9 protein-coding genes are annotated in these 8,132 nt (G+C 60.6%); 6 read left to right on the forward strand and 3 right to left on the reverse strand.

The genetic code is table 11. The annotated features are described in order from the left end of the window. From Q0072_RS13845 to Q0072_RS13855, 3 genes are all read left to right on the forward strand, one after another. Positions 1-210: DUF885 family protein (locus Q0072_RS13845; protein ID WP_298331201.1), on the forward strand; the 210-nt coding region annotated here is incomplete at its 5' end. Positions 211-272: 62 nt separating this feature from the next. Continuing rightward, positions 273-2,093: a DUF885 family protein gene (locus Q0072_RS13850; protein WP_298331202.1), complete on the forward strand. Its 1,821-nt coding sequence runs from the start codon at positions 273-275 to the stop codon at positions 2,091-2,093. Between the two features lie 77 nt (positions 2,094-2,170). Beyond that, a complete protein-coding gene (locus tag Q0072_RS13855) occupies positions 2,171-3,706 on the forward strand; it encodes a glycoside hydrolase family 5 protein (RefSeq protein WP_298331203.1) in 1,536 nt (511 codons plus the stop codon). Between the two features lie 14 nt (positions 3,707-3,720). Here the strand turns inward: Q0072_RS13855 and Q0072_RS13860 are convergent, their stop codons facing one another. Genes Q0072_RS13860 through Q0072_RS13870 form a run of 3 tightly spaced genes read right to left on the reverse strand, consistent with a single transcriptional unit; the run spans position 3,721 to position 4,978 of the window. Next, a complete protein-coding gene (locus Q0072_RS13860; protein WP_298331205.1) occupies positions 3,721-4,323 on the reverse strand; it encodes a hypothetical protein in 603 nt (200 codons plus the stop codon). After that, positions 4,313-4,807: an RNA polymerase sigma factor gene (locus Q0072_RS13865; RefSeq protein WP_298331207.1), complete on the reverse strand. Its 495-nt coding sequence runs from the start codon at positions 4,805-4,807 to the stop codon at positions 4,313-4,315. The genes Q0072_RS13860 and Q0072_RS13865 overlap by 11 nt, the downstream gene beginning before the upstream one ends. Before the next feature lie 9 nt (positions 4,808-4,816). Next, complete coding sequence (locus tag Q0072_RS13870; protein WP_298331209.1) at positions 4,817-4,978, reverse strand: hypothetical protein; 162 nt, start codon at positions 4,976-4,978, stop codon at positions 4,817-4,819. Between the two features lie 159 nt (positions 4,979-5,137). Here Q0072_RS13870 and Q0072_RS13875 point away from each other — a divergent pair, with 159 nt between their 5' ends. The 3 genes from Q0072_RS13875 to alaS all read left to right on the forward strand — a co-directional run. Then, positions 5,138-5,455, forward strand: a complete 318-nt coding sequence (locus Q0072_RS13875; protein WP_290799723.1) for a transcriptional regulator — start codon at positions 5,138-5,140, stop codon at positions 5,453-5,455. 138 nt (positions 5,456-5,593) lie between these two features. Then, positions 5,594-6,667 carry a recombinase RecA gene (gene recA, locus Q0072_RS13880; RefSeq protein WP_298331213.1) on the forward strand — a complete coding sequence of 358 codons (1,074 nt, stop codon included), beginning with the start codon at positions 5,594-5,596 and terminating at the stop codon, positions 6,665-6,667. Positions 6,668-6,872: 205 nt separating this feature from the next. Next, positions 6,873-8,132: alanine--tRNA ligase (gene alaS, locus Q0072_RS13885; RefSeq protein ID WP_298331211.1), on the forward strand; the 1,260-nt coding region annotated here is incomplete at its 3' end.

Consider the following 8,132-nt stretch of genomic DNA (forward strand, 5'->3'; position numbering starts at 1 on the left):
ACCGAGATCGAACGCTACTGCGTGTGGCCGGGTCAGGCGCTGGGTTACATGATCGGCAAGATCAAGTGGCTGGAGCTGCGGGCAAAGTATCAGGCAAAGCTGGGTGCGAAGTTCGACGTCAAGGCCTTCCACGACACCGGCCTGACGGCGGGTGCGGTGCCGCTGGCGGTGCTGGAAACCGTCTATGCCGAATGGGCCGCGAAGCTCTAAGGATACTATGATCAATAGCCTCCTCCCTCTTGTCAGGGGGGAGGTTTGTTTAAGGAGACCCCATGCTCAATCGACGCGCTTTGCTTGTGACCGGTGCCGCGGCCGCGACCTTTGCCGCCACGGGGGCCCATGCCACCAGCGATCCGGCGACGGCCAAAACGTTGAACGCCCTGTTTGACGCCATCTTTAACGAGAATGTCGATCAGTCGCCGACTCTGGCGACGTCTCTGGGCCTCGACAAGGACGCGCGTGTGGGGCTCAAGTCCAAACTCAACGATGCCTCCGAAGCCGAAGCCCACAAAGGCATTGCGCGCGCCGAAAAGAACCTTGCGGCGTTGAAAGCCATTCCGCGCGACAAGCTGAGCGGCATGGACCGCATCAATTACGATACGGTCCTGTGGGGCTATGAGAGCCGCAAGTCGGGCTATGAGCGCTTCAAATTCGGTAACTGGGGCGGGGCCAATCCTTACATCCTGTCGCAACTGAACGGGTCCTATCAGTCCACGCCGGACTTCCTCGCCAATCAGCATACGATCGAAAACAAGGCCGATGCCGAAGCCTATCTGGCACGTCTTGAGGCCTTCGCTGTCCTGATCGGGCAGGAGACGGAGAGCTTCAAAGGCGATGTGGCCAAGGGCGTCGTGCCGCCGGATTTCGTCATCGATAAGGCCCTGACGCAGTTGCAGGCGCTGGCGGCCATAAAAGGCGCCGACAGTTCGATGGCCAGGGCGTTGATCACCAAGACCGCGGACAAGGGCGTTGCCGGGGATTGGGCCGCTGAGGCCGCCAAACGCATCGACGGGCCGGTCGCTAAGGCGCTCAACGCCCAGATCGACGCGCTTAAGGCCGTGCGGCCAAAGGCGACGCATGACGCCGGTGTGTGGAAGCTGAAGGACGGTGACGCCTATTACGCCTTCGCGGCGGGGTCTTCGTCGGGCACGACCACGAAGATGACGCCCGACGAAATCCATAAAATTGGCCTTGATATGGTCAGGGAGCTGTCGGCCGAAGCCGATGCGAAGTTCAAGGCGCTGGGCCTGACGCAGGGCACTGTGGGCGAGCGCATGGCCGCCATCGCCAAGGACCCCAAATACGTCTATGACAATACCGACGCGGCCAAGGACAAGCTGCTGGCCGATCTGAACGTGCAGATTCGCGCCATCGAGGCCAAATTGCCCGACTGGTTCGGTGTTCTGCCCAGGACGCCGGTGGTGGTCCGTCGCGTGCCCAAGGAAATCGAAGCCGGTGCGCCGGGCGGCTATTATCAGCGCCCGACGCTCGATGGTTCGCGGCCGGGAGCCTATTACATCAATCTGCGCGACACGGCGGAATGGCCGTCGTGGTCGCTGCCGACCCTGACCTATCATGAGGCGATTCCGGGCCACCATCTGCAAATCGCCATCCAGATGGAGACGGAAGGCCTGCCGCGCCTGCGCAAGGTCGGCGGGTTCTCGGCCTTTTCGGAAGGCTGGGCGCTCTATTCGGAGCTTCTGGCCGCCGAAATGGGCATGTATGAGAGCGATCCGCTGGGCTATATCGGCTATCTGCAATCGGCCCTGTTCCGCGCCATCCGTCTGGTGGTGGATACGGGGATGCACGCCAAGCGCTGGTCGCGCGAAGAGGCCATCCGCTATTTCGTCGCCACCAATGGCGATCAGGAATCGTCGGCCACCACCGAAATCGAACGCTACTGCGTGTGGCCGGGTCAGGCGCTGAGCTATATGACCGGCAAGATCCAGTGGGTGCGTCTGCGCGACCGCATGAAGGCGCAACTGGGGTCGAAGTTCGATATCAAGGCCTTCCACGACCGCGGCCTGACGGCAGGGCCGGTGCCGCTGGCCGTACTGGAAACCGTCTATGCTGAATGGGCCGCGAAGCTGTGATCTGAGGTTGGTGGACGCTCGGCCTTGATTGTGTTACCCGATTAAAAAAACCAAATATAACTATTCGGGAGGACACTATGAAACGCAACACCTTCGTCGGTGCTTTTGGGGCTGTGGTCCTGACGCTGATGGCCTTCGGGCCGCAGGCGGCTCAGGCCGAGATGTCACCTCAGGCGCAGGTCGCCGCCATGAAGCGCGGCGTCAATGTGCTGGGTTACGATCCCCTGTGGAAGGACCCCGCCAGGGCGCGCTTTCAGCCGCGCCTGATGTCGGTGATCCGTGAAGGCGGCTTCAACACAGTGCGTGTCAACCTCCATGCGTTTCAACACATGGACAAGGATAACCGCCTGTCGCCCTTCTATTTTTCCACCCTCGACGCCATGGTGGACGCGGCGAACAAGGCCGGTCTGCACGTCATTCTGGACCTGCACAACTTCAATGAGTGCGCCGAGGATGTGAAGGCCTGCCGCCCGAAGATCATGGCCTTCTGGACGCAGATGGCGGAGCATTACAAGGATGCGCCCGACACAGTGATGTTCGAGATTTTGAACGAGCCGCACGGCCCGGTAAATGCCGTATGGAACGACATGATCGCCGAAAATCTCAAAATCATCCGCAAGACCCATCCGCGGCGCAACGTCATTGTCGGTCCCACCTCGTGGAACAATCTCAATGATCTGGAAGGCTTGCGCCTGCCCGCCGAAGACCAGCACCTGATCGTCACCTTCCACTATTACGAGCCGTTTGTCTTTACCCATCAGGGAGCGGCGTGGACGCCGGACTTCAAGGATGTGAAGGGCGTGGCGTGGACGAAGGCCGAGGGGCAGGCGCGCCTTGACGCCGATTTCGACAAGGTGAAGGCGTGGAGCGCCCGCACCGGTCGTCCGATCCTGCTGGGCGAATTCGGGGCCTATGACAAGGGACCGCTCGACAGCCGCGTGGCCTATACCGACGCCGTGGCGCGGGCGGCCGAGGCGCGCAACTGGGCGTGGGCCTACTGGCAGTTCGATTCCGACTTCATCGTCTATGACATACCGGCAGATCGCTGGGTCAAGCCGATCCACGCGGCCCTGATTCCCGAACAGGCGGCGAAGGTTGAGGCCGCGCAAACGCCTCCGGTCGATCCTAATGACGTCATGGCCCACGTCATCAATACCCCCAAACTGTCGTCGTGGAACGCCTATGGTGCCCCGCAGAACGCGACGCCGGTGCAGACGGCGGAAGGCGCGCCCATCCGCTCAGCCCTGCGTATCCCCCTGTCGGCGGCGCAGCCCAATGCCTGGGATGTCGGCGCCGTGGCCCCGATCACGCAACCGGTAAAAAAAGGCGACAAGCTTCAGGCATGGGTGTGGGCCCGTGCGGCCACCCCGGATGCGGCCACCCGCGTGCCGCTGAACATCCTTATCTCGCTCAACAAGGCCCCGTGGACGGCCCTGACCAACACCCCGGTTCAGATTTCGTCCGAATGGGACATGTATGTGGTGCAGGCCGTGGCCGACAAGGACTATGAGGCGGGCACAATCATGCTGAGCCTGCAACTGGGCAAGTCGGCCTATCCGATCGAACTGGGCGCGCCGGTGGTCCTGCGCAACTATGCACCGACCGCGCAGTAGGCGGCGTACGACCCTTATCCCGTATATTCGGCCAGAAGGCGTTCAAGTCGCGCGCCTTCTGGTCTCAGAAACCACAGGTAGCGGATCGCCTGCACAAGGGTCGAAGCCCCCAGTACGCCCCCGAAAAGCAAAGCCCCCTGTACGGCCTGAGTGGCGGTCATCTTGTCTGTGCCGATCAACTGCCACAGGGTCACGCCTGTGACGATGGGGAATAGCCCCATCAGCCAGAACATCACGACGGCGCTGTGCCGAGCCGCGCGGTTTTCGTCCAGCCTGAGCTGTAGGCTCTGCGCAATAGACGCCGCCGGGTCCGCAAAGCGTCGCCTATGCCGGTCTTGCGCACGCATCATCAGGATCAGCGCCACCCACGGCGCAACCAGCATCAGCAGGCTCCCCCATTCGCGCGTGACGTCAAGACTGTCATGCCGAAGGACGTCATACCCAAAGACAAGCGTGATCTTGCCCAGTGCGGCCCCGACACACAGCAAAAAAACGGTTTGTCCCTTACGGCGACGTTCGATCCCATTCATCAGGCTCTCCAGTAAAAAGGCCCGCGCCGTGCGGTCTATGTCGTGGTCATGGGCGCGCCACAGGCGCTCCAGGGTTTCAATCTTCATCGGATAACTCCTGAACAAGCGTGGCCAGACGCGTCCGTGCCCGGTTCAGACGCACACCGATATGGCTTTCACTGAGGCCGTGCAGGGCGGCCATATCGGCATAGGGCGTCTGTTCCAGCCACAACAGCATCAGCGACCGGTCGAGCGGGGGAAGGGCGCGCAAGGCATCAAACACCTGATCCAGCCGGGCATCGGATGGTTCAGGGGGGAGCTGTTGCAGGCCCTCGCGCTGCGTTTCAAACAGGCGCAACAGACGCAGGCCCTCGTGCCGTTTCCACGTCAGGGCGCGGTTATGCGCCACGCGGTAGATAAAGGTCGCCGGGAGCGACTCTCCGCGAAAGGCCGGCCACGCCTTCCACACGGCGATCAGCAGTTCCTGAAGCAGATCCGCCTGATCCGCCGACGCCGCAAAGGCGCGGCTAAGCCGCCGCAGCGCCGGCAGGTGCGGGCTGATCCACTCGGTAAAGGCCTGATCGCGCGGCATGTGGTCGTCTTATCGCGCGGCTGCGGCTTCGCGCGCCAGTCGGAGCGCCTCGCGATTGTTCTGTTCGAAGGCCCCGCTGTTGAGGCCGTAGACCACACCGGCGATGAGCAGAACCAGCAGGGCCGCAAGGACCGGCAGACGGTAACGGGCAGGTAAAAACAATCCGAGCATCCTGATCTCCTGTGTTTGGGCTTACGAGAGGTTAGACGCCTGTGACCGCGTAAAACTTACACGCGCACAAAATAAATCGGTACAGCCGATAACGGGAAGGTCACTTGCAAGCGCTAAGTCTGTGGGTCTAAATAGGCGGCGACTTCGCAAGGTGAGCCGATGAAACCCTTTAATGCCGATGCGCTCGAAGATCTGGTCCATGCGCGGGCGCGTCTGGCCATACTCGCCTATCTGTCCACAGCGGGGCAGGCGGACTTTACCGATCTGCGCGATCAGGTGGGCATCACCGACGGCAACCTGTCTTTGCACCTCAAAAAGCTGAACGAAGCGGGCTATGTGGCGATTCGCAAAAAGATCGTCTCCAACCGCTCCAATACGCGCATCGGTCTGACCGACGAGGGGCGCGACGCTTTTTATAACTATCTCGATCAGCTCAAGCGGATGCTGGACGCCGTGCCGGAAAAGCCTGAACTTTAAACCCTTATGCCATGTTCCAATTTTTTAATGAGAACATATTGCGAACTTGGAACAAATGGGGTACGGTCTTCTCAACACATTTTCGCGGACGGGGGATGGACCTTCGCCTTGGGAATCGTGGCATAGGGAAGGTCTGGAATCATGTCGCAAGCGGTATTGAAACTCGTGGGAAAAGACGAAGCTGAAAAACAACGCGCGCTGGAATCCGCGCTGGCCCAGATTGACCGTGCCTTCGGTAAGGGCTCGGTGATGAAACTGGGCAATGCCGGTAAGGTGGTGGAGGTGGAGTCGATCTCCACCGGCTCGCTTGGCCTCGACATGGCGCTGGGTATCGGTGGCCTGCCCAAGGGGCGGGTCGTTGAAATCTATGGCCCGGAATCATCAGGCAAGACGACGCTCGCCCTGCACACGGTGGCCGAAATCCAGAGGGCAGGTGGCACGGCGGCCTTCGTGGATGCCGAACACGCACTGGACCCGGTCTATGCCCACAAGCTGGGGGTCAATCTCGACGATCTTCTGGTGTCGCAGCCCGATAACGGCGAACAGGCGCTCGAAATCACCGATACGCTGGTCCGCTCCGGTGCGGTTGATATCGTCGTGGTCGATTCGGTTGCGGCCCTGACGCCGAAGGCCGAAATCGAAGGCGATATGGGCGACAGCCTGCCTGGTCTTCAGGCGCGTCTGATGTCGCAGGCCCTGCGCAAGCTGACGGCCTCGATCTCCAAATCGAAATGCATCGTCATCTTCATCAATCAGATTCGTATGAAGATCGGCGTGATGTACGGCTCACCCGAAACGACGACCGGCGGTAACGCGCTGAAATTCTATGCTTCGGTGCGCCTCGACATCCGCAGCATCGGCAAGATCAAGGTGCGCGACGAAATCGTCGGCAACAATGTCCGCGTCAAGGTGGTGAAGAACAAGGTCGCGCCACCTTTCCGAGAAGTTGAATTCGACATTCTCTACGGCGTAGGCATTTCCAAGCTGGGTGAAATCCTTGATCTGGGCGTCAAGGGCGGCGTGGTCGAAAAGTCCGGTTCGTGGTTCTCCTTCAACTCGATCCGTATCGGCCAGGGCCGTGAAAACGCCCGCGACTTCCTGAAATCCAATCCGGAAATCGCCGCTGAAATCGAAGCGCTGGTGCGCAAGAAGTCCGACGCCATTTCCGAAGAACTGCTGGGCACGCCGGAACCGGACGAAGACGGCGAATAAATCTGAAGCCCGCGTGGGGTGCGGGTTTTCAGACCGCTTGCATTCCATACGTGAACACCCCGGTCTTGTGATCGGGGTGTTTCTTTTTGTCCTGACACGTCAGAAAAATACCTGCGTTGGCGCAAAGGTCTTTGCGCAAATACCCAAGCCCTCTATATACGGCTGAAAATCGTCCTGTGGTGCGGTGTTTAACCGTCGGAGTCCCATGCCTTCCTTAAATCAGATCCGTCAGACCTTCCTGGATTACTTCGCCAAGAACGACCATGAGATCGTGTCGTCTTCGTCGTTGGTGCCGCATAACGACCCGACCCTGATGTTCACCAATGCGGGCATGGTGCAGTTCAAGAACGTCTTTACGGGGGCCGAAACCCGTCCGTACAAGCGCGCCACCACCTCGCAAAAAGTCGTGCGCGCCGGCGGCAAGCACAACGATCTGGACAATGTCGGTTATACGGCGCGTCACCACACCTTCTTTGAAATGCTGGGGAACTTCTCCTTCGGCGACTATTTCAAGGAGCAGGCGATCAGCCACGCGTGGAACCTGATCACCAAGGAATACGGCCTGCCTAAGGATCGCCTGCTGGCCACCGTCTATATCGACGACGATGAAGCCTTCAATCTGTGGAAGAAGATCGCCGGTTTCTCCGACGATCGCATTATCCGTATCGCCGGGTCTGACAATTTCTGGTCGATGGGCGATACCGGCCCCTGCGGTCCGTGCACGGAAATCTTCTACGATCACGGCGAGCATATCTGGGGCGGCCCTCCGGGATCCCCGGAAGAGGACGGCGACCGCTTCGTCGAAATCTGGAACCTCGTCTTCATGCAGTTCGATCAGCAACCGGACGGCACGCGGCTCAACCTGCCTAAGCCCTCGATTGACACCGGCATGGGGCTTGAGCGTGTCGCAGCGGTGCTGCAAGGCGTGCACAACAACTACGATGTGGACCTGTTCAAGGCCCTGATCAGCGCCAGCGTCGAGGAAACCGGCGTCAAGGCCGAAGGTGAGGCCCTGCCGTCGCACCGCGTTATCGCCGATCACCTGCGTTCGACCTCGTTCCTGATCGCCGATGGCGTGACACCGTCTAACGAAGGCCGGGGCTATGTCCTGCGCCGCATCATGCGCCGCGCCATGCGCCACGCCTATCTGCTGGGGGCCAATGAACCGCTGATGCCACGTCTGGCGCCGGTTCTGGTGCGCGAAATGGGCGACCATTACGGCGAACTGAAACGCGCCGAGGCGACCATCGTCGAAACCCTGCGTCAGGAAGAAGAGCGTTTCCGCCGCACGCTGGGCCGCGGCATGACCCTGCTGGACGAAGCGACCGCCAACCTTACCGCCGGCGGCGTGCTGGACGGTGAAACCGCCTTCAAGCTCTACGACACCTACGGCTTCCCGCTCGATCTGACGCAGGACGCCATCCGCGCCAAGGGCTTAAGCGTCAATGTCGCCGGTTTCGAATCG

Origin of the sequence: Asticcacaulis sp. (assembly GCF_027484505.1) — a bacterium.
In the GTDB taxonomy this organism is placed as follows: Bacteria; Pseudomonadota; Alphaproteobacteria; order Caulobacterales; family Caulobacteraceae; genus Asticcacaulis.